17 protein-coding genes and 1 pseudogene are annotated in these 20,006 nt (G+C 73.0%); 6 read left to right on the top strand and 12 right to left on the bottom strand.

Annotated features, from left to right (window positions below):
• Positions 1-8: 8 nt before the first annotated feature.
• From HJC40_RS37875 to HJC40_RS37865, 3 genes are all read right to left on the bottom strand, one after another.
• Complete coding sequence (locus HJC40_RS37875) at positions 9-1,526, bottom strand: diguanylate cyclase domain-containing protein (protein ID WP_250008360.1); 1,518 nt, start codon at positions 1,524-1,526, stop codon at positions 9-11.
• A gap of 107 nt (positions 1,527-1,633) precedes the next feature.
• Positions 1,634-1,903 carry a DUF3817 domain-containing protein gene (locus HJC40_RS37870; protein ID WP_250008359.1) on the bottom strand — a complete coding sequence of 90 codons (270 nt, stop codon included), beginning with the start codon at positions 1,901-1,903 and terminating at the stop codon, positions 1,634-1,636.
• Between the two features lie 5 nt (positions 1,904-1,908).
• Entirely contained in the window at positions 1,909-2,331 is a 423-nt protein-coding gene (locus HJC40_RS37865; RefSeq protein WP_250008358.1) for a hypothetical protein, read from the bottom strand.
• An 85-nt stretch (positions 2,332-2,416) separates the two neighbouring features.
• On the opposite strand from HJC40_RS37865, the gene HJC40_RS37860 reads away from it, so the two are divergent.
• Positions 2,417-3,355 carry a GlxA family transcriptional regulator gene (locus HJC40_RS37860; RefSeq protein ID WP_250008357.1) on the top strand — a complete coding sequence of 313 codons (939 nt, stop codon included), beginning with the start codon at positions 2,417-2,419 and terminating at the stop codon, positions 3,353-3,355.
• A gap of 104 nt (positions 3,356-3,459) precedes the next feature.
• Here the strand turns inward: HJC40_RS37860 and HJC40_RS37855 are convergent, their stop codons facing one another.
• The 3 genes from HJC40_RS37855 to HJC40_RS37845 all read right to left on the bottom strand — a co-directional run bounded on the left by HJC40_RS37855 (position 3,460) and on the right by HJC40_RS37845 (position 6,038).
• Positions 3,460-4,125 carry a YceI family protein gene (locus tag HJC40_RS37855; RefSeq protein ID WP_250008356.1) on the bottom strand — a complete coding sequence of 222 codons (666 nt, stop codon included), beginning with the start codon at positions 4,123-4,125 and terminating at the stop codon, positions 3,460-3,462.
• Positions 4,126-4,410: 285 nt separating this feature from the next.
• Positions 4,411-5,406 carry an LLM class flavin-dependent oxidoreductase gene (locus HJC40_RS37850; protein ID WP_250008355.1) on the bottom strand — a complete coding sequence of 332 codons (996 nt, stop codon included), beginning with the start codon at positions 5,404-5,406 and terminating at the stop codon, positions 4,411-4,413.
• A 23-nt stretch (positions 5,407-5,429) separates the two neighbouring features.
• Complete coding sequence (locus HJC40_RS37845; protein WP_250008354.1) at positions 5,430-6,038, bottom strand: trans-aconitate 2-methyltransferase; 609 nt, start codon at positions 6,036-6,038, stop codon at positions 5,430-5,432.
• Between the two features lie 108 nt (positions 6,039-6,146).
• Here HJC40_RS37845 and HJC40_RS37840 point away from each other — a divergent pair, with 108 nt between their 5' ends.
• Positions 6,147-8,474 (top strand): bifunctional diguanylate cyclase/phosphodiesterase, encoded by a 2,328-nt coding sequence (locus tag HJC40_RS37840; protein WP_250008352.1) that lies wholly within the window; start codon positions 6,147-6,149, stop codon positions 8,472-8,474.
• A 71-nt stretch (positions 8,475-8,545) separates the two neighbouring features.
• Here HJC40_RS37840 and HJC40_RS37835 read toward each other — a convergent pair whose 3' ends face one another.
• From HJC40_RS37835 to HJC40_RS37810, 6 genes are all read right to left on the bottom strand, one after another.
• Positions 8,546-9,607, bottom strand: a complete 1,062-nt coding sequence (locus HJC40_RS37835) for an amidoligase family protein (RefSeq protein ID WP_250008351.1) — start codon at positions 9,605-9,607, stop codon at positions 8,546-8,548.
• Positions 9,604-10,419, bottom strand: coding sequence for a hypothetical protein (locus HJC40_RS37830; protein ID WP_250008349.1), 816 nt, complete (start codon positions 10,417-10,419; stop codon positions 9,604-9,606). Before HJC40_RS37830 ends, HJC40_RS37835 begins: the two co-directional genes overlap by 4 nt.
• Positions 10,416-10,934, bottom strand: coding sequence for a SigE family RNA polymerase sigma factor (locus tag HJC40_RS37825; protein WP_250008454.1), 519 nt, complete (start codon positions 10,932-10,934; stop codon positions 10,416-10,418). The genes HJC40_RS37830 and HJC40_RS37825 overlap by 4 nt, the downstream gene beginning before the upstream one ends.
• A 77-nt stretch (positions 10,935-11,011) precedes the next feature.
• Complete coding sequence (locus HJC40_RS37820; RefSeq protein WP_250008348.1) at positions 11,012-11,941, bottom strand: diacylglycerol kinase family protein; 930 nt, start codon at positions 11,939-11,941, stop codon at positions 11,012-11,014.
• Between the two features lie 10 nt (positions 11,942-11,951).
• Complete coding sequence (locus tag HJC40_RS37815; RefSeq protein WP_250008347.1) at positions 11,952-13,529, bottom strand: alkaline phosphatase; 1,578 nt, start codon at positions 13,527-13,529, stop codon at positions 11,952-11,954.
• A 314-nt stretch (positions 13,530-13,843) separates the two neighbouring features.
• Positions 13,844-15,097, bottom strand: coding sequence for a histidinol-phosphate transaminase (locus HJC40_RS37810; protein WP_250008346.1), 1,254 nt, complete (start codon positions 15,095-15,097; stop codon positions 13,844-13,846).
• 306 nt (positions 15,098-15,403) lie between these two features.
• Between HJC40_RS37810 and HJC40_RS37805 the strand changes: the two genes are divergently transcribed.
• From HJC40_RS37805 to egtD, 4 genes and pseudogenes are all read left to right on the top strand, one after another.
• Positions 15,404-16,618 (top strand): glutamate-cysteine ligase family protein, encoded by a 1,215-nt coding sequence (locus tag HJC40_RS37805; protein WP_250008345.1) that lies wholly within the window; start codon positions 15,404-15,406, stop codon positions 16,616-16,618.
• Positions 16,615-17,916 carry an ergothioneine biosynthesis protein EgtB gene (gene egtB, locus HJC40_RS37800; RefSeq protein WP_250008344.1) on the top strand — a complete coding sequence of 434 codons (1,302 nt, stop codon included), beginning with the start codon at positions 16,615-16,617 and terminating at the stop codon, positions 17,914-17,916. The genes HJC40_RS37805 and egtB overlap by 4 nt, the downstream gene beginning before the upstream one ends.
• Positions 17,916-18,635, top strand: a pseudogene (gene egtC, locus HJC40_RS37795) (ergothioneine biosynthesis protein EgtC); the annotation flags it as partial. The gene egtB and the pseudogene egtC, both read left to right, overlap by 1 nt.
• 175 nt (positions 18,636-18,810) lie before the next feature.
• Entirely contained in the window at positions 18,811-19,776 is a 966-nt protein-coding gene (gene egtD, locus HJC40_RS37790) for an L-histidine N(alpha)-methyltransferase (protein WP_250008343.1), read from the top strand.
• Positions 19,777-20,006 lie beyond the last annotated feature (230 nt).

Here is a 20,006-nt window from a genome sequence, read left to right as displayed (position 1 = left end):
CCGGGCGTTCAGCGGACCGCGTGGCTCATGTCCGGGGCGTGCCGCAGCCAGGTGCCCTTGCCCTGGCGCTTGGCGGCGTACATGGCCAGGTCGGCCTGGCGCAGCAGCAGTCCCACGTCGGTGCCGGGCGTGGCCGCGGCGACACCGATGCTGGCCGCGGCCCGCACCGGCACGCCGTCGATCTGTTCCGGCACGGTCAGGGCGGCGAGGATGCGTTCGGCCGTCTGCGTGGCTTCGCCGGCCGGGCACGACGACAGCAGCACGGCGAACTCGTCGCCACCCAGGCGGGCGACCACGTCGCCCGTGCGGATCGCGCCGCGCAGGCGGTCGGCCACGGCCATCAGCAGCGTGTCGCCGGCCGCGTGGCCCATGGTGTCGTTCACGGTCTTGAAGCCGTCCAGGTCGACCAGCAGCACCGACACACCGCCGGCCGGCGACTCCAGCGCACGGGCGACCTGCTCGTGGAAGTGCGTGCGGTTGGCCAGCCCGGTCAGGCCGTCGAAGTGGGCCTGCTGCCGCAACCGGATCTCGTGCTCGCGCAACTGGTCGATCAGCGCGGTGTTGTCCTGGAAGGCGACCAGCTGACGGGCCGCGACGAGCGCGCAGATCAGCACCAGGCCCGCCACCACACCCCAGAGACGCGTGTTCACGCCGCCGGGCAGCACCGCGATCAGCGCCCCGAAGGCGACGACCATGGCCCCGTACGGCAGCAGGCTGTAAGGCTTGCGCCGGCGCTGGCTGAAGGCGGTCGTCCGGTCGCGGCTGGCCAGGAAGAGCTGGATCCGCGGCCCGCAGTTGATCAGCAGGGTCGGCAGGAAGCGGACGAGGTAGACCACCGCGGGCACCGCGACCGCCGAGCCCGGGGCGAGGACCAGGCCGATGCTCATCACGACGGCCGAGAGCACCATCGGCACCGCGGCCGCCTTATGCATCGGCGCGTTGCCGCTGAGGATCATCTTGATGGCCGCGAACGCCGCGGTGATGCTGACCCCGGTGGCCGCGATGACGGCGAGCAACTGCGGCCGCGAATAGCCGGCCGGCGTCGCCAGCAGGCACCAGGCGACCACCCCGCCGGCGGCCAGGACGGTCGCCGAGTCGAGCCAGAAGCCGAGGCGTTCCCGGCCCGTCCGGGTCGGGTGCGGGTGGGCGAGCATGGCCGCCACCACCGCGGTCAGCCCGATGCCGAAGCAGACCGTCTGCACCGCGCCGCCGGTGGTCGTCCACGCCCCCGGGGTGAAGCTCAGCACGGTCTGGACGGTGTCCCCGACCGTGAAGAGCACACCGACCGAGACCATGACCAGCCAGAACCGCCGGATCGCCCCGGTCGCCAGCCTGGCCACCCGCCACGAGCAGAACGCCAGGAACAGGTCCATCGGCGGCTGGAAGGCCCAGAACACCCGTACCTGCCAGGCGGTGTGCCCGTCGAGGGCGAAGAAGAGGATCGCGGCCAGGGCGCCCCAGCCGGCGAAGCCGAGCAGGAGGGGGTCACGGCGCAGCCGGCCCACGACGGGTGCGGAGTCGGCCACGCGGGCCTCCCCTCCGGTCGATACGGGCCCCGGCGGCCCATGGTGCTCCGTATCGACATCGCGGGCCCGGCCTTGAGGAATCGGCCGGGCCGCGACACGGGCCTGCGTTACGCGTCACCGGCGCGGACGGCCGGCTCCGCCCGGCCGTGCAGCACCCGGAGCACCAGCAGCCCCCCGATCCCGGGCACGACGGCCAGCAGGCGGGCCCGGCCGCGGCCCGTCACCGCCAGGGTGGCCCCGATGACGACCAGGTAGGCGCAGCCGTGCAGCGGCCCGAGCAGGGTGGCCACCCAGGGCACGTGCACGGTGGCCAGGTTGCCCAGCAGGACCAGCAGCGAGAGCAGCTCGACGCGGGCGGCGGCGCGGAGCATCGACATCGCGGTCACGCTCCCGTCGTCGATCCCGGGCGCACGATCATCAGCACGACGACCGTGGCCCACAGCAGGTTGAAGACGCCCGACACCATGCCGAGCCGCCCGGCGTCGACCGGGTCCTGCGACCACAGCGCCGAGGCCTGGGTGGGCAGGACCGCGTACGCCAAGACGACCGCGGCCAGCACGGTCAGCACGATCGAGACGAGCAGCCAGGCGTCGGTCAGCACGCCCAGCGACGCGCCGGTGGCCAGCCCGAGGACCGGGACGGTCAGGCCGACGACCGCGTACACCCGGCAGATGCGGTGCAGGGTCCGCATCTGATCGAGGTCACCGCGGCGGACGGCGGCCGGGAACATGCTGGCCGCCACCGTGACCGGCCCGATCGCCACGATGGCGGCGAGAACATGCAGGGAGAGAAGCACTTTTGTCACGATGACCGACCGTATGGGGCCCGGCCGGGATCAGGAAGTGGCTCGAATGCCACAGTCCAACGGATTCTCGCCATAGACTCGCCCGATGCATCAGGTCGCCGTCCTCGCGCTCGAGAATGTCGTCGCCTTCGACCTCGCCACCCCGCTCGAGGTCTTCGACCGGATCCGGCTGGCCGACGGCTCCCGCCCCTACGACGTACGGGTGTGCGCCCCGGCGCCCGAGGTCGGCGCCCGCGCCTTCACCGTGCGCGCCGAGCACGGCCTGGAAGCGCTCGCGACGGCCGGCACGATCATGCTGCCCGGCTGCCACGACGTCAGCCGCCCGGTGCCACCCGAGGTGCTGGCCGCGCTCCGGACGGCGGCGCGGCGAGGGGCCCGGATAGCCTCGATCTGCGCCGGCGCCTTCGTCCTGGCCGCGACCGGGCTGCTCGACGGCCGGCGCGCCACCACGCACTGGCTGGCCGCGGACGACTTCCGCGCCCGGTTCCCGGCGATCGAGCTCGACCCGGGCGTGCTCTACGTCGACGAGGGCCAGTTCCTCACCTCGGCCGGCGCGGCCGCCGGCCTCGACCTGTGCCTGCATCTGGTGCGCCGCGACCACGGGTCGGCGGTGGCCGCGCAGGCCGCCCGCCTGTCGGTGATGCCGCTGGAGCGCGAGGGCGGCCAGGCCCAGTTCATCGTGACCGAGCAGCCCCCGGCGCCGCGCGGCTCCGAGCTGGAGCCGTTGCTGCTCTGGCTCGAGGACAACGCCGGCCACGACCTGACCCTCGAGGCGATCGCGGCCCGGGCCGGCCTGAGCACCCGCACGCTCAACCGGCGCTTCCGCGAGCAGACCGGCACCACACCGCTGCAGTGGCTCCACCGGGCGCGCATCCGCCGGGCCCAGCACCTGCTGGAGACGACCGCGCACCCGGTCGACCGGATCGGCTCCCAGGTGGGCTTCGGCTCCCCCACCGCGTTCCGCGACCGCTTCAAGCGGGTCGTCGGCACCAGCCCGCAGTCCTACCGGCGCAGCTTCGGCTGAGCCGGCTCAGCCTTGGGGGCCGGCTCAGCCTTGGGGGCCGGCTCAGCCTTGGGGGCCGGCTCAGCCTTGGGGGCCGGCTCAGCCTCGGGTGATCGGGGCGGGCCTCAGGCCGTCTCGAGGATGGCCTCGCCGGCGATCTCGATGCGGACGCTCTTGCCGACCAGGAAGCCACCGCTGTCCAGCAGCACGTTCCACACCAGCCCGAATTCCTCGCGCTCGAAGTCGGCCGTCGCGCTGAACCCGAAGATGTCGCGGCCGTACGGATCCCGGCGCGCTCCGCCGTACTCGACGTTCAGGTCGATCGGCCGGGTCACGTCCTTGATCGTCAGCAGTCCGTTGACGACGAACCGGCCGCTGGGCCGGGCCGCCGGCACGGCCGCCGCGTTGGGCCGGCGCGACAGCGGGTTGTTGCGCAGCCGGGCCCAGAGGAAGATCTCGTCGTTGTTCTGGTGCCACTGGACGCCGGTGCTGCGGTACGAGATCACCGGATAGCGCTGGACGTCGAGGAAGTCGGCGCCGGACAGGTGGGTGTCCCGGTCGGCGTTGTGCGTGGTGAGGCTGGTGGTGTCGATCGTGGCCGTGACCGACGAGCGCATCGGGTCCTCGGCCACGACGATGGTGGCGTTGCCCCGCGCGAATTCGCCGCGCACCGGACTGACCATCATGTGCTGGGCGAGAAAGCCGAGCCGCTTGTGGGCGTCGTCCAATTTGTACACACCCGCGTCGGGAATGGTCAGGCCGTTCCACTCACGGATCGGTCGGTCGACCATAACTACGTCTCACCCCTCGGCCACGTCCGCTCGGATGCATTCTCCGAATTCAAAGGATCTTAAGCGGAAAAGGCGCGGAGTGACGGCCCGCCCCACCACGCTGGGTGCGGGCCAGCAGCTCAGTGGCCTGGAGCACTGTCACGATCGTACATAGTTGACCGAATTATACGGCGACCGGCGTCACATTCACCGGGCATTGGTGACGTAGAGTTTCGGTGAATGAAACAAAACGCACCGAGTGACGCTGAACACGCCGCCCCACCGCGGATCCGATAACGCTTCGAGCTATTTCGATGCCAGCATGATGTCGCCGGTGAGTTCGACCGAGCGCAGACGATCCGCCACTGCCGACGCGTGGTGCGCGGTGATGAGCTCGTCGGCGTTCGCCTCCTCGGCGAACTTGAGAAGGTACTCGCGGACCTCCTCGGGCGTGCCGACGGCCGTGTACCGCGTCATGCCGGCCAGGCCCGCGCCCGCCGGCGAGGCCAGGAAGGCGTCGATCTCGGCGTCGGTGAAGTTGCCGCCGCGCCCGCCCCGCGTGACCATGGCCCGGGTGCGGGCCCGGTAGGCCCGGGTCCGCTGGTCCTCCGCCGTCGCCGTGTCGTCGGCCGCGAAGACGTTGACCCCGGCGATGACGTACGGCTCGGCCAGCTGGGCCGAGGGCTTGAACGTCTCGCGATAGACGGCGACGGCCTGGTGCAGCGCGTCCGGGGCGAAGTGGGAGGCGAAGGCGTACGGCAGGCCGAGCTGGGCGGCGAGCTGGGCGCCGAACAGCGACGACCCGAGGATGTAGAGCGGCACCGGCCCGTCCGGCGTCGGCACCGCCTGCACCCCCGGCACCCGGGTGCGGCCGGTGAGGTAGCCGTCGAGCTCGAGCACGTCCTGCGGAAACGTGTCGGCCGAACCGTTGTCGCGGCGCAGGGCCAGCATCGTGTTCTGGTCGGTGCCCGGCGCGCGGCCCAGCCCCAGATCGATGCGACCGGGATAGAGGGTGGCCAGGGTGCCGAACTGCTCGGCGATCACCAGCGGCGAGTGGTTGGGCAGCATGACGCCGCCGGAGCCCAGCCGGATGCGCTCGGTGTGTGCGGCCACGTAACCGATGACGACGCTGGTCGCCGACGACGCGATGCTGGGCATGTTGTGGTGCTCGGCATACCAGACCCGTTCGTAGCCCGACCGCTCGGCCGCGCGGGCCAGCGCGACGCTGGCCTCGAAGCTTTCGCGGGCGGTCTGCCCGCTGCTGATCGGGGCGAGGTCGAGGATCGAGAGCGCGGTCACCATGGACCGAACGTACTCCGCGGTCCTTACACCGGCACTGTGCGCCGGAACACGTCGAGCAGGAACCACTCGTCCTCGTGGTGGACGACCCGCTCGAGACCCGGGCGCGCGGCCAGCGCCTCGTGCACCTGGAAGCCGTCGTAGTGGCCGCCGTCGCCCCGGTTGCGGAAATGCACGCCGACGATGTCGCCGCCGGGCTCCAGGCACTGCACCAGCCCGTCCAGCGTGGCGTTCAGGTCGGCCTCGTCGAAGTAGTAGAGCAGGTCGCCGACGACGATCAGATCGAAGGTCGCGGCGGGCAGCTCGGCCGGCAGGTCGGCCCGCTCGACCCGTACGTGGGGAAGGTCCTCGACCGTCTCGCGGGCCTGCTCGACGGCCGCGTCGACCGAGTCGACAGCCAGCACCTCGTCGCAGCGCGCCGCGAGCATCCGGGTGAGCAGGCCGATCGAGGCGCCCGGCTCGTAACAGCTGCGGTAGTGCTCGCGCGGCAGGCTGGCCACCGTGACCGCGTACTTACGCTGGTCGTGCCACTTGGTGGCCAGATCCCAGGGATCGTCCTTGGCCAGGTAGAGCCCGGTGAAGTAGTCCAGCGGGACGGTGTCCGCGGGCGGTCGCGCGTCGTCGAGGTCAGCCACGCGACGAGAACTTACCGGATGGCTTGAGGACGGCCGCGCCCTGCCGATGGGGCTTATGACGGGTTACGCGCCGGATCGGCGGCTCGACGGCACGAAGGGAGGGACGCGATGACTCCGCGTGCCCTCCGCCACGCGCCCCTGACCGCCGCCCGGCGCCGGTGGTGGGCGTGGTGGCTGCTCGCCGCCACGCTCCTGCTGCTGCTCGTCGCCCCCCTGCCCGGCATGAGGGGCGAACTGCTGCTCTACGGCCTGACCGGGGCCGCAGCGGTGACCGCGGTGGTCCTCGGCGTGCGGGTGAACCACCCGGCCCGGCCGGCGGCGTGGGGCCTGCTCGCCACGGCCGCGGGGCTGGGCGCCGTCGCCGCGACGACCTGGGCGCTGTTCCCGGACGCGACCGTGCTGCCGCACGTCACCCTCTACGACGCGCTCGTCCTCGCCTCCTATCCGGCCCTCGCGGGCGGGCTCGGGCTGCTCGCGGAGCGCTCCGGCACGTCGCGCTGGGCCGGCATCACCGAGACCGGCATCGTCCTGTGCACGGGCACCGTCCTGGCCTGGGTGCTGCTGTTCGACCCGCACGTCGTCGACCGTGACCTGCCGCTGACCAACCCGGCCGTCATCGCCTACCCGTTCCTCGACGCCCTGGTGACCGGCCTGGCGATCCGCCTGCTGGTCGTCCAGGCGAGGTTGTCCCGCCCGCACCTGATGGTGCTCGCCGCCGTGGCCCTGCTGGCCGTCTCCGACGTGCGGTACTTCCTGCAGGTCAGCATGGGCGAGGCCCTCGAGGGTGCGCTCACCCTGAGCGTGGGCGCCTACATCGGGGCGTACGCGCTGATCGGCGCCGCCGCCCTGCACCCGGGCGCCGCCCGGTCCGGCCCCGCCCCGGACGCCACGGTGAGCACCGGGCGGATCCTGGCGTTGCACGTCGTGCTCGTGCTGGTCGGCCCGATCGCCACCGCGTACGCCGTCCACCGCGACCGGCAGCTGCAGGAGTTCCACCTCCGCGATCTCTCCGTGCCGCTCGCCCTGACCGCCGTGGTCGCCGTGCTCCTGGTGGTCCGGACGGCGCTGGCCACCCGGCTGGCCGAGAGGCAGGCGCAGACGCTGTGCCGGTCGCTGGCCGAGCAGGCCGCCCTGCAGGAGTCGATGCGGCAGATGGCGCTGCACGACGGGCTCACCGGCCTGCCCCACCGCCACCTGCTCGAGGAGCAGCTCGTCCGGGCCGCCGAGGCCGGCAACCGGGGCGCGCTGCTGCTGCTCGACCTCGACGGCTTCAAGGACGTCAACGACCGCCTCGGCCACCCGGTCGGCGACGAGCTGCTGGTCGCGGTGGCCGACCGGCTGCGGTTGCTCCTCGGGCCGGGCGAGACGCTGGCCCGCCCGGGCGGCGACGAGTTCGCCATGCTGCTGCCGGCCGCGGGCGCGGCCGAGGTCAAGGCCCGCGCCGACGCCGTGCTGACCACGCTGCGCCGGCCGGTCGCGATCGGCGGGCACACGCTGCACGTCACCGGCAGCGTCGGGATCCGCCGGCTCGAGCCGCGGGCCGGCGCCGAGCTGCTCAGCGACGCCGACCTGGCCCTCTACGCGGCCAAGGCGGCCGGTAAGGACCGCCACGAGCTGTTCGACCCGCACCTGCGGCGCGAGCAGGCCGACCGCATCCGCATGGTGGAGCGGCTGCGCGAGGCGCTCGAGGCCGGCGAGTTCACCGTGCACTACCAGCCGATCGTCGCGTTGCGCTCGGGCGCCTCGGTCGGCTTCGAGGCGCTGGTGCGGTGGACGCCGCCCGGACAGCCGCCGGTCGGACCGGACCAGTTCATCCCGGCCGCCGAGGACAGCGGTCTCATCCTGGGGCTGGGCGAGTGGGTGCTGCGCCGGGCCTGCGCGGACGCCGCCCCCTGGCATCGCCGGTACGGCACCACGATCGCGGTCAACGTGTCCCCGCGCCAGCTCGCCGAGCCCTGTTTCGCCGACCGCGTGCGCCGCGCCCTGGCCGACAGCGACCTGCCGCCCACCGCGCTGACCATCGAGATCACCGAGGGTGTGCTGGTGCGCTCGGGTGCCCACGCCGAGCTGGCGCTCGCCCATCTCACCGAGCTGCGGGCCGAGGGCGTGCGGGTGGCCATCGACGACTTCGGCACCGGCTACTCGTCGCTGGCCTACCTGCGGGACCTGCCGATCGACATCCTGAAGATCGACAAATCGTTCATGCCCGACGACACCAACGACGCCCAGCAGGCCGCGATGGTGCGCGCGGTGGTCGATCTGGCCCGCAGCCTGGGCCTGACCATGGTCGCCGAGGGCGTCGAGACGGCGCACCACGCCGAGCTGCTGCGAACGCTGGGCTGCGACCGCGGGCAGGGCTGGTTGTTCGGCCGGCCCGGCCCGGCGGCCGCCGCGTCGCTGCGGCTGGCCGCCGAGACCTCCGTGACGGTCGGCTGACGGCGGCCCCACGCCACCGCCTGCCGACCGCCTCAGCGGCGAACCGGCGCCTCCCCGGCGAGCTGACCGCCTCAGCGGCGGGCCAGCGCCTCCGCGGCGAAGTGCATGAGCTGCTCCACGGCGCCGGCCGGGTCGGGATCGGGCTCCGGCATCGACGAGGAGACCAGGCAGCGCTCAAGCAGCAGCTCGACCAGCGCGGCGCGGTCGACGATCTCGCCGGCGTCGATCGAGCCGGGCAGGATGCGCACCTCGACCGTGTCGCGGACCGGGCGCTCGGCGAACAGCTGGGTCAGATTGATGTCGAAGAACTTGGTGAGCCCGCCCTCGCGGGCGGCGAGACGCAGGTCGTCCCACCCGGGCCGGCCGGTGGTGGCGGCCACCAGCGGCCCGGGCAGCGGGGCGAGGCGGCGGCAGGCCGGGTTGGTCTGCAGCAGCGCCCGCAACGGCTCACGCCACCCGGAGAACAGGCGCACCACGTTGGCCAGGGCCAGCGGCCCGCGGAACGGTCCGCCGTCGAAGTGCAGGTGGACGGCGGCCTCGGCCGGCACGGTGAAGCCGAGCTCCCGGGCCGGGCCGAGCAGCTCCTCGAGAGCCTCGTCGTGGCCCGCGGCGATCGGCGGCGTGACGATCTCGCACGGTCTCTCGCGCTCGGACCCGGCCGGCGCGGCCAGCGCGATGGTGCCCCCGTCGGGATCGTCGAGGCGGAACACGTCGTCGATCCGCACCGGTTTGCCGCCCCACAGCGAGGCGGCCCCGTCGAGCAGCGTGTCGAGCGGCCCGGCCGGGTCGCACTGCTCGGCCAGCAGGCTCAGCAGCCGGGGTTCGTCGCTGAGCACCCGGAACCAGCCGGGCTCGGCCGGCGTACTCGGGTCCAGGCCGTCGAGCAGGGTGATGTCGTCGACCAGGGTGCACAGCGGGCTGCCGTCCGGCCGGTCGACCGCGAAGCCCAGCGTGAGGTTGAGGAACTTGCCCAGACCGGGCACCAGCGACGGTTCGCTGTCGCGGTGCCAGACCGGGCGGACCCGGCCGCCGCAGCGGGCGGCCAGGTCGTCGGCGAGGCTGCGCCGGCTGGCGCCCCGGGGCGCCATCAGCTCGATCTCGAAGCCGATGCGCCGGCGCAACCTCGCGGTCACGGCTGGATCGGCAGCGACTGACCGGCCAGAATCCGCTTTCCGCCCTCGACCTTGGCCGACCAGGCCTCCTTGAGGTTCCACATCTTGGCCAGCTTGATGGCGTCGCTGACCTCGTAGCCGGCGTCGAAGAACGCGTTGGCCCGCTTGGACTCCAGGGCTGCCTCGACGTTCGCCGCCTTGGGCTTGATCGGCAGCTCCTGGCCGGCCAGGAGGCGCTTGCCGCCCTCGAGCTTGGCGTCGGCCGGGTCGGCGATCTTCCAGATCTTGGCCAGTCGCTCGGCCTCGTCCCAGGTGTAGCCGGCGTTGAAGAAGGCGCGGAACTGCTTCTCCTGCGTGGGCGAGACCGTCTCCTCCGGGACCGGCTTGTCGGCCGTCGGCTTGATCGGCAGGGTCTCGCCGAGGAGCAGGCGCCGGCCGGCCTCGGCCTTGACCGCCGACCGGTCGTCGTCGCTGAGCTTCCAGATCTTGGCGAGGCGCCCGGCGTCGTCGTAGCCGTAGCCGGCGTCGTAGTAGGCCTCGAACTGGGCGTCGCGGGCGGTCTCGGGGTTGGCCGGGCTGATGGACGGAGCCGCGGCCGGCACCCCGGCAGCCGTGTTGCTGACCGCGTCGCTCGCGGGCAGGAACGCGGGCAGGTTGATGGCTCCGGCGATCAGACCGGCGCCGAGGACACCGCCGGCGGCGATCTGCGCGCCCCGCCGGCGCCGCTTGTACTTCTGGGAGAGCTCCTGCACGCGGGCATAGACGGCGGCCGGGTCGGGGGTGTTGTGCTCGTGGTTCTCGAATGCCTCGCGCAGCTGCTCGCGGTCGGTCACGACTTCTCCTCGGCGGGAATACGTTCCAGGAGCTCCGGTGAGAGCCGGAGCGTTTTCAGCGCCCTCGAGGCGTGGCTGCGAACCGTGGCCGGGGAACACCCCAGCAGGTCGGCGATCTGCTCGTCGTCCAGCTGCTCGTAGTAGCGCAGCACCAGGACGGCCCGCTGTTTACGCCCGAGCGTCGACAGGCGCCGCCAGAGGACGTCGGCCATCACGACGCCGTCGGCGTGGTCGCGCACACCACCCCGGGCATCGTCCAGCTCGACGAGCCGTTCACCGACCACGTGCACGTTGCGGACGGCCCAGCTGCGCCGCCACGACAGGTACTCGTTGAGCACCATGCGCCGCACGTACGCCTCGGGCGCTTCCGCCTCGCTGATCCGCCGCCATCGGACTTGCGCCCGGGCCAGAACCTCCTGAACGACGTCCTGAGCCAGATCGCGGTCGCCGGTGAGGACGACCGCATAACGCAGGAGACTGGGAAGCCGGGCCATCGCGAACTGCTCGAAGGTCACAACCACTACGACGCTCCCCGGGCCGGTTCTGTGCAGTCGGGTACGAATGTTTTTTCGGGCGTCCGTTCTCCCGTGCCTCAGCGGTCCGGCGCGTCGGCCGGCGCCATCACCCGTAGCGCGTTCGCGGCCAGGCCGATGCGCAGCGGGGTGCTGCCGGCGGGCTCGCCGTCGACCTCGACCCGGGCCGGGCGGTCGGTCTCCAGCCACAGCTCGTCGACCGCGAGGAACGGCTCCTCCCGCAGCGTGCGCGTGGGTCCCTTGGCCGCGTTGCGCGCGGTCTCGACCAGCAGCTCCCGCCGTGAGGGGCCACCCACCGGGTACGCCACCAGGAGCCGGTCGTCCGCGTCGGCGTCCCCGGCGATCAGGCGCCCGGCGTGGTGACCGCCGTTGGCCACGTAGACCTGGTGGCTCCGGAAGTCGTGGCTGCCGCCGGCCGCCCGGACCGTGATGCGCAGCGGCTCGTGCCGGGTGAGCAGCCCGAGCGCGGTGAGCGGGTAGGCCAGCCGGCCGAGGGCCCGCTTGAGCGGTCGCGGCGCCTTGATCATGACCTCGGCCGAGAGCCCGACCCCCACGTGGTTGGTGAACGGCTCGTCGCCGGCCAGACCCAGGTCGAGGTCGATCACCTTGCCCTTGACGAGCACCTCGACCGCCTGATCGAGGTCGAGCGGGATGTGGGCGGTGCGGGCGAAGTTGTTCGTGGTGCCCAGCGGGAGCAGGCCGAGCGCCACGTCCCGGTGCGCCAGCAGCCGCGCGGCCGTGCTGATGGTGCCGTCGCCGCCCCCGGCCACCAGCAGGTCCGGACCGAGCGCGAGACCCTCGGCCAGGATGGCCGGGAGCTCGCGCGGCCGCTCGACCGCGCAGGCGCCGAGCAGCGTGAACCCGGCCTCGGCGAGCCGCGCCCGCGCGTTCTCGTACAGCAGCCGGCCCCGCCTGGAGTGGGTGTTGACCACCAGCACGGCCCGGCGCCGGCTGCGGATGTCGTCGGTCAACTGCTCCTTCGTGCGCATTCCGCCGAGCCTATCGGGTCAGCGTCGACGTCCCCGCCTCGACAGCCCACGACGCCGTGGTGCTCACCGGGGCGTCCCGCACCTCGATGGTGTCGACCGTGCGCACATCGGTGTGCCACGCCGACCCGGTCACCAGGCAGCGCAGATAGCCGCGCCTCGAGCCGTCGAAGTAGCGCACGTGCGGGTTCAGCGTCGGATTGACCTGCTTGAGCGGCGCGTCGAAGGCCAGGGGGAAATCGGAGCTGACCGAGGTGGCGGTGAACTCGACGGCCACCGGCTTCAGCTCGGGCCTGTCGAAGTCGGTCCGCAGCTCCGAGAACCAGGTCGAGTGGATGTCGCCGGCCAGGATGACCGGGTTCGCCACCCGACGCTGTTCGAGGTACCGCAGGAAGCGGGTGCGCTGCGGGCCGTAGCCGTCCCACTGGTCGAGGTTGGCGACGACCGGAGGCACCGGGGCGCCGGTCGGGTTGGGGAACTTGATGCGGCTCATCATCACCTGCTGGGCCACGACGTTCCAGCGCGCGGGCGAGTGGTCGAGCCCGGCCTTGAGCCAGCGTTCCTGATCCTCGCCGGTGAGCGTGCCCGCGGTGTTCCCCTCGCCGGCCGTTGCCAGGCCGAAGTCGCCCGGGAAGCCGCCGGGCTGGTCGGTGCGGTACTGCCGGGTGTCGAGCACGTTGAGCCGCAGCAGCCGGCCGAAGTCGAAGCGCCGGAAGATGCGCAGGTCGGCCCGGCCCGGCCGCAGGTTCGCCCGGATCGGCATGTGCTCGTAGTAGGCCTGGTAGGCCGCGGCCCGCTGGCGGGCGAACAGCAGGCGGGACTGCAGCTTGGCCCCGGTGTCGTCGCTCTCGTCGATCAGGCCGGCGTAGTTGTTCTCGGTCTCGTGGTCGTCCCAGGTGACGACCCACGGGAAGGCGGCGTGCGCGGCCTGCAGGGCCGGGTCCGACTTGTACTGGGCGTGGCGGGCCCGGTAGTCGTCCAGCGTCACCAGCTGGTCGAGGCCCGGGGTCTCCGGAGTGGTGTGCCGGCGGTCGGCGAAGCGGCTGCTCGGGTCGTACTCGTAGATGTAGTCGCCCAGGTGCACGACCAGGTCGAGATCCTCGTCGGCCAGTCCCCGGTACGCCGGCCAGTAGCCGTTCTGGAAGTCCTGGCAGTTGACGATGCCGAAGCGGAGCCGGGCCGGGCCGGCGTGGCGCGAGGGCGCGGTGCGGGTACGCCCGGTGGGACTGATCCGGCCGAGGGCGCGAAAGCGGTAGAAGTACTCGTGACCGTCGTCGAGCCCGCGGGGGTCCACGTGCACCGAGTGGGCGAGTTCGGCTCGCGCGACCGTGCGGCCCCGCCGCACCACCCGGCGGAAGCTCTCGTCCCGCGCGACCTGCCACTCCACCTCGACCGAGCGGCGCAGGCCGGCCCGGACCAGCCGGGTCCAGAGGACGACGCCGTCGGGCAGCGGGTCGCCGCTGGCCACGCCGAGCGCGAAGAGGTCGTCCGGCGGGCCGGCCAGGGCCGCGGCGGGCCGGGCCGAGGAGGGCAGCGCGGCGGCCCCGGCCGCGACGGCGGCGCCGGAGAGAATCTGACGGCGGGTGGGCATCGCGCCTCCTTGGTGGACGTTCGTCGACGGTCACCCTTGCGGCGGCGCGTGGCAAGGGTGAGACGGCGCGGCGAAACGCGCGTGACGGGAAGATGACTGTCTATCGCACGCGTTCGGACGGCTGCACGATCCGCTGGATCGCCACGGCCACGCCGGTGACGGCCAGCGCGGCCGTCCCGGCGACCAGGCTGCCCTGGCTGTACAGCAGGCGGCGTACCAGTCATTTGCGGCGGCGTGCGGGGCCGGGACGGCGGGCCGCCCGCCACCGCGCGGGCCGCCGCCCGAAGCACGCCGTACGGACGCGGCGGCGCAGCCTACGCATGGGCGGCCCGGCGGGCCGTGTACTCGCCGCCGCGGCGCGACGGGTACGGGATGAGGTTGTCCGGGGCCTCCTCGCGCGGCGTCTCCCAGCCGCGGCGGCTGTCGGCCGGTTCCTCGTACGAGCGCACCCGGAACTGACGGCCGTAGTCCATCATGCCGTCGATCAGCCGGTCGACGTCCCGCCCGGGTCGCACCACCAGCCGCATGAACTGGCTGGTCATGCCCAGCTTGTTGCCGCACTCGCGGGTGTAGACGCCGTGGTCGGCCACGAGGTGGTCGCGCAGGGCCACACCCGACCACTCGGTGGGCAGTTTGACCAGGATGAAGTTGCCCTGCGACGGGAACACGGTCAGCCCCGGGATCCGCGCCAGCTCGCCGGCCATCGAGCGGCGGTCGCGGCTCAGCAGGCGCAGGCTCTCCTCGTACTCGTCCTCGTGCTCCTCGATCATGAACACGACCTTCTCGGCCAGCGAGTTGAGGTTCCACTTGGGCAGCGCCTTGCCGATCCGCCCGGCGATCGCCGGGTTGGCCATCAGGTAGCCGAACCGGATGCCGTGCAGGCCGAAGTTCTTGCCCAGGCTCTTGAGCACCACCGTGTTCGGGCGGATCACCGCGTCGGGGCCGACCGACGGGTACTGCTCCAGGTCGGAGAAGTCGATGAAGGACTCGTCGATGACGACCAGGTCGAGGTCGCCGAGCAGGTCCATGAAGCGGATGACGTCGCGGCGCGGCAGATAGCAGCCGTCCGGGTTGTTGACGTTGCAGACCACGGCCACGCGGGAGCCGCGGTCGCGGATGAAGCGCACGTAGTCGTCCAGGTTGAGCCGGAAGCCGTCCCGCTCCTGCAACGGGAACATGTCGACCCGCTTGCCGGTCTCGAGCGGCTGGTCGGTCCAGCGCCCGAACGTGGGGATGGGGATCGCCACGCTCTCGGCGATCAGCAGATGGTCGATCCAGGTGATCAGTTCGGTCGAGCCGTTGGCCATCGCGACCGTCTGCGGGTGCAGTCCGAGGACGCTGCACAGTTTCTTGGTGATGCTGGACGAGTCGCTCGGGTAGTACTTCAGGATGTTCTTGAGGTCCCGGCTCAGCTCGTCGAACATCTCGGGCGTCGGGAAGTACGGATTGCAGGGAATGCAGAAGTCCACGATCTCGACGCCCTCGCCGGCGCTGCGGGCCAGGTCGAAGTAGGACGCGCTGTGAGCGCCCTGGTGCAGGATCGAGGTGTCGATTCCGGTGCCCGCCATCGCGACTCCTTAGCTCCACCACTGCCGCGCCGCTCCGCCGGGGCACGCGCCGAGAAGTACGAAACGGTCACGGCAACGGTTCAGGTATTTCCCAGCGACAATGCCGCGGGTGCCGTTTGCGCAGGTGAGGCCGGTAGGCAAGACCTTAAGCGCCCCTTAACCGGGGGTCCTCGCGGAGTGAAACGCTTCCCTTTTTCGAGTGACCCAGATCACTGCGCAACGAAGCCGCAGCGTGGCAGCCGTCCACGTCGGACTGGTCTGCGGTCCTCCGCGAAAATGTCGGACCCCGGCCGTAAGTTCGGGCTCATGACCAAGAGCATCCGGCTGCTGGCGGATGGTGACGCCGACACGGCGGCCGTCCTCCGCACGCAGAACGAGGTGGAGGCGCGGATCCGTGCCATCTGCTTCAAGACCGGTCCCCCGGCGCTGATCGGCGCGGAACTGGAATGGACCGTCCATCACCTCGCGGCGCCCCGGGCGCCGCTGGCCGTCGAGACGCTGCGGCAGGCGCTCGGCCGGCACTCCCCCACGACCCTCGGCGCGGCGCATCCGCCGCAGCCCCTGCCCGCCGGCGGCACGATCAGCGTCGAGCCCGGCGGCCAGGTCGAGATCTCCTCCGCCCCCGCCCCCACCCTGGCCGCGCTGCGGACGGCGGTCGACGCCGACCGGCGATATCTGAGCGGCCTGCTCGAGGCGGCCGGCCTGACGCTCGGCGGGCACGGCATCGACCCGCACCGAGCGCCCCGGCGCCTCGTGCGCACCCCCCGCTACGACGCCATGGAGCAGGCCTTCGACGCGCGGGGCGGGGACGGCCGGGTGATGATGTGCAGCACGGCGGGCCTGCAGGTCTGCCTCGACGCGGGCACCGACAGCGAGCTGGCCGTCCGGTGGGCGGCCGTCTCGGCGCTCGGCCCGCCGTTGCTGGCCGCCTTCGCCACCTCGGGCCGCCACGCCGGCCGCGACACCGGGCTGGCCTCCGCGCGGATGGCCGCCTGGTGGGCGATGGACCCGCGCCTCACCCATCCGGTCGGCGTGTCGGCCGACCCGGCCGGCGACTGGGTCCGCTACGCGCTCGACGCGCCGCTGACCTGTGTACGGCGCGACGGCGACAGCTGGGCCGCGCCGGCCGGCGCCACGCTGGGCGACTGGGCCCGTGGGGCGCTGACCGCGCCGCTCACGGTGGCCGACGTCGACTACCACCTGAGCACGCTGTTCCCGCCGGTGCGTCCGCGCGGCTACCTCGAGGTGCGCTATCTCGACGCCCAGGCCGGCGCCGGCTGGCTCGCCCCGGTGGCCGTGCTGGCCACCCTGCTGGCCGACCCGGCCACCACCGGCGCCGCGCTCGACCTGGCCCTGCCGACGGCCGGCCGCTGGGTGCCGGCCTGGCGCTCCGGGCTCGCCGATCCCGCCCTGCGCCGCACCGCCCGGGCCGTGCTCGACCTGGCCCTGCGCCGCGCCCGAGCCGATGACCGGCTGTCCGGCGCCGGCCTCACCGAGACGATCGAACGGAAGCTGCGATGACCATCGAGACCGAGCGGCTGCGCGACCGCGTCGCCGCCGAGTTGCTCCGGGCCCGCGACCGCACCGCCCGGTTGACCGAGGCCGTCGACGACGACGACCTCACCCGGCAGCACTCCCCGCTCATGTCGCCGCTGGTGTGGGATCTGGCCCACGTCGGCAACCAGGAGGAGCTCTGGCTGGTCCGCGACGTCGGCGGCCGCGAGCCGGTGCGCCACGACATCGACGAGCTCTACGACGCGTTCAAGCACGCCCGCCGCGACCGCACGGCCCTGCCCCTGCTCAACCCGGCCGAGGCCCGCCGCTACGTGGCCCAGGTCCGCGACAAGGCGCTCGACGTGCTCGACCGGGCCCGCCTCGACCAGGGCCGCCGCCTGGTCGCCGACGGCTTCGCGTTCGGCATGATCGTGCAGCACGAGCAGCAGCACGACGAGACCATGCTCGCCACCCACCAGCTCCGCTCGGGCGCGCCGGTGCTCGCCGCGGCGCCGCCGCCCGAGCCGCCGGCCGTGGTCTCCGGCGAGGTGCTCGTGCCCGGTGGGCCGTTCACGATGGGCACCGACACCGAGCCGTGGGCACTCGACAACGAACGCCCGGCCCACCGGGTCGAGGTGGCGGCGTTCCACATCGACCGGGCCGCGGTGACCAACGCCGAGTACGCGGCGTTCATCGACGCCGGCGGCTACGACGACCCGCGCTGGTGGAGCGCGGCCGGCTGGGACCACCGCCAGGCGGCCGGGCTCACCGCGCCGGCCCACTGGCGGCGCGACGGCGCCGGCTGGGCGGCGACGACGTTCGGCCGCACGGCCCCGATCGCGCCCGGCGAGCCGGTGGTCCACGTCTGTTTCCACGAGGCCGAGGCGTACGCGAGCTGGGCCGGCAAGCGACTGCCGACCGAGGCCGAGTGGGAGAAGGCGGCCCGATTCGACCCCGCGACCGGCCGTTCGCGGCGCTTCCCGTGGGGCGACGAGCCGCCGGCCCCGCGGCACGCCAACCTGGGCCAGCGGCACCTGCGCCCGGCGGCCGCGGGGGCGTTCCCCGAGGGCGCCTCGCCGCTCGGCGTCCACCAGTTGATGGGCGACGTGTGGGAGTGGACGTCCACCGACTTCCACGGCTACCCGGGGTTCGCCGCGTTCCCCTACCGCGAGTATTCGGAGGTCTTCTTCGGCCCCGACCACAAGGTGCTGCGCGGCGGCTCGTTCGGCACCGACGACTCGGCCGTCCGGGGCACGTTCCGCAACTGGGACTACCCGATCCGGCGGCAGATCTTCAGCGGCTTCCGCTGCGCGCGGGACGCCTGATGTGCCGCCACCTCGCCTATCTCGGCCCGCCCGTTCCCCTGTCCCGGCTGCTGTTCGAGCCGTCGCACTCGCTGGCCCACCAGTCCTGGGCGCCGCGCGACATGCGCGGTGGCGGCACGATCAACGCGGACGGGTTCGGCGTCGGGTGGTACGCGCCCGACGGCCCGGTGCGCTACCGCCGGGCCGGTCCGCTGTGGAGCGATCCCGACCTGCCCCGGCTGGCCGCGTCGGTCCCGGCCGGCGCGGTGCTCGCCGCCGTCCGCAGCGCCACCGCCGGCATGCCGGTCACGTCCTTCGCGGTCGCGCCGTTCGCCGAGGGTCCGTGGCTGTTCAGCCACAACGGGGTCGTCACCGGCTGGCCGGGCTCGGTGGCCCCGCTGGCCGCCGGCCTGCCGGTCACCGACCTGCTCACGCTGGACGCGCCCAGCGACGCCGCCCTGCTGTGGGCGCTGGTCCGGGCCCGGCTGCGGCGGGGCTCGGGCCTGTGCGAGGCCGTCGCGGGAACGATCGCCGAGGTGGCCGCGGTCGCCCCCGGGTCACGGCTCAACCTGCTACTCACCGACGGCGCGACCATCGTGGCCAGCGCGGTCGGCCACGCCCTGTCCGTGCTCGTCACCCCCCACTCCGTCCTGGTCAGCTCGGAGCCGCTCGACGACGACCCGGCCTGGCAGCCCGTCCCCGACCGCACCCTGCTGATCGCCACCCCCGGCGACCTACGCCTGCTCCCCCTGGGCGACCGCCCCGAACCACCCCCATTGGGCAACCACTCAATGCCGCCCCCACCCACCAACCAGCCTGCGCCGCCCCCGCCCGCCAGCGGCGCGCAGCCCTTCAGCGACCGGGCGACCACGGTCGCCGCCCCGGTCGCGCCGCAGCCGATCCCCCGGGAGAGCCATGACCATCCCGCTTGAGGTCCACCTGGACGCCGAGACCCAGGAGAGCGCGCTGCGCGCCGACGTGGTGGCCGGCCTCACCGACACGCCGAAATGGCTCCCGCCCAAGTGGTTCTACGACGCCCGCGGCAGCGAGTTGTTCGAGCGGATCACCGAGTTGCCCGAGTACTACCCGACCCGCGCCGAGCGGACGATCCTGGCCGAGCACGCCGGGGACATCGCCCGGATCACCGGGGCGCGCACCCTGATCGAGTTGGGCTCGGGCTACTCCACCAAGACCCGCCTGCTGCTCGACGCGCTCCGGCCCGCCTCGTTCGTGCCGATGGACGTGTCGCCCACGGCGCTCGAGGCCGCGGCGGCGCACCTGGCGGTCGACTTCCCGGATCTGCCCGTGCACGGCATCGTCGGCGACATCACCCGGCATCTCGGGTTCCTGCCCGCGCCGGCCGGGCGGCTGGTGGCGTTCCTCGGCGGCACGATCGGCAATTTCACGCCGGCCGAGCGAGCCCGCTTCCTGACCGACGTTCGGGCCGTGCTGCAGCCGGGCGAACACCTGCTGCTCGGCACCGACCTGGTGAAGAGCCCACGCATGCTCGTCCGGGCCTACGACGACGCGTCCGGCGTGACCGCCGAGTTCGACAAGAACGTGCTGCGCGTGCTCAACCACCATCTGCAGGCCGACTTCGACGTGGACGGCTTCGCCCACGTAGCCCTGTGGGACGCCGACCATGAGTGGATCGAGATGCGGCTGCGCGCCCGCTGGCCGATGCGCGTCACGATCCCGGCCGTCGACCTGGTCGTCGAATTCGCGTCCGGCGAGGAGATCCGCACCGAGATCTCCGCCAAGTTCCGGCGCGAGGGCGTGGCCAAGGAGCTGTCCGAGGCCGGCTTCACCCTCGACCACTGGTGGACCGACCCCGACGGACGCTTCGCCCTCTCCCTGGCCCGAGCCACGCCCAGCCGATAAACACCGCAGGACATCGCCAACGCGTCCGGCGAAAGCCGCCCCCGCCCCGGACACCCGGCCGTGGCCCGAGCGCCCCGACCGCGCCGCCACGGGCCCGGCCGCCAACGGCCGGACGGCCGGGCTGCCCGGGACGGTCGATAGCCGGGCAGCCAGAGTGACGCGCGGCTAGGACGGCCGGGCAACCGAATACCGGGCGGTCGATTGCCGGGATACCGGGCGGTCCATTGCCG

The sequence above is a fragment of the Actinoplanes sp. M2I2 genome (assembly GCF_023544445.1).
Taxonomy (GTDB): Bacteria; Actinomycetota; Actinomycetes; order Mycobacteriales; family Micromonosporaceae; genus Actinoplanes.
Note: the sequence above shows the minus strand (reverse complement) of the source record. Positions and strands in the feature narration are given on the sequence as shown.

Coding starts and splice junctions, on each gene's coding strand:
- HJC40_RS37870 (WP_250008359.1), bottom strand. CDS start 1,903: ATGTCGATGCTCCGCGCCGCCGCCCGCGTCGAGCTGCTCTCGCTGCTG.
- HJC40_RS37860 (WP_250008357.1), top strand. CDS start 2,417: ATGCATCAGGTCGCCGTCCTCGCGCTCGAGAATGTCGTCGCCTTCGAC.
- HJC40_RS37855 (WP_250008356.1), bottom strand. CDS start 4,125: ATGGTCGACCGACCGATCCGTGAGTGGAACGGCCTGACCATTCCCGAC.
- HJC40_RS37850 (WP_250008355.1), bottom strand. CDS start 5,406: ATGGTGACCGCGCTCTCGATCCTCGACCTCGCCCCGATCAGCAGCGGG.
- HJC40_RS37840 (WP_250008352.1), top strand. CDS start 6,147: ATGACTCCGCGTGCCCTCCGCCACGCGCCCCTGACCGCCGCCCGGCGC.
- HJC40_RS37820 (WP_250008348.1), bottom strand. CDS start 11,941: ATGCGCACGAAGGAGCAGTTGACCGACGACATCCGCAGCCGGCGCCGG.
- HJC40_RS37815 (WP_250008347.1), bottom strand. CDS start 13,529: ATGCCCACCCGCCGTCAGATTCTCTCCGGCGCCGCCGTCGCGGCCGGG.
- HJC40_RS37810 (WP_250008346.1), bottom strand. CDS start 15,097: ATGGCGGGCACCGGAATCGACACCTCGATCCTGCACCAGGGCGCTCAC.
- HJC40_RS37805 (WP_250008345.1), top strand. CDS start 15,404: ATGACCAAGAGCATCCGGCTGCTGGCGGATGGTGACGCCGACACGGCG.
- egtB (WP_250008344.1), top strand. CDS start 16,615: ATGACCATCGAGACCGAGCGGCTGCGCGACCGCGTCGCCGCCGAGTTG.
- egtD (WP_250008343.1), top strand. CDS start 18,811: ATGACCATCCCGCTTGAGGTCCACCTGGACGCCGAGACCCAGGAGAGC.